A 257-nucleotide genomic window follows, 5' to 3' on the forward strand; every position below is an offset into this window, starting at 1 on the left:
CTTGGTCCCAAACCAAGTGCTCTACCAAGCTGAGCTACTTCCCGTTTATGGCGCGCCCGAGAGGAGTCGAACCCCTAACCTTTTGATCCGTAGTCAAACGCTCTATCCAATTGAGCTACGGGCGCTTTATATGGAGCGGAAGACGAGGTTCGAACTCGCGACCCCCACCTTGGCAAGGTGGTGTTCTACCACTGAACTACTTCCGCTTATTAAAATGAGCCATGAAGGACTCGAACCTTCGACCCTCTGATTAAAAG

Annotated in this window: 2 tRNA genes; both read right to left on the reverse strand. The window is 51.4% G+C overall.

Annotated elements, in window-relative coordinates:
- Positions 1-48: 48 nt before the first annotated feature.
- Positions 49-125: transfer RNA gene (locus LJC66_RS27585), tRNA-Arg, on the reverse strand.
- Between the two features lie 6 nt (positions 126-131).
- Positions 132-206, reverse strand: a tRNA-Gly gene (locus LJC66_RS27590).
- Positions 207-257 lie beyond the last annotated feature (51 nt).

Origin of the sequence: Priestia sp. TSO9, assembly GCF_021029645.1 — a bacterium.
In the GTDB taxonomy this organism is placed as follows: domain Bacteria; phylum Bacillota; class Bacilli; order Bacillales; family Bacillaceae_H; genus Priestia; species Priestia megaterium_E.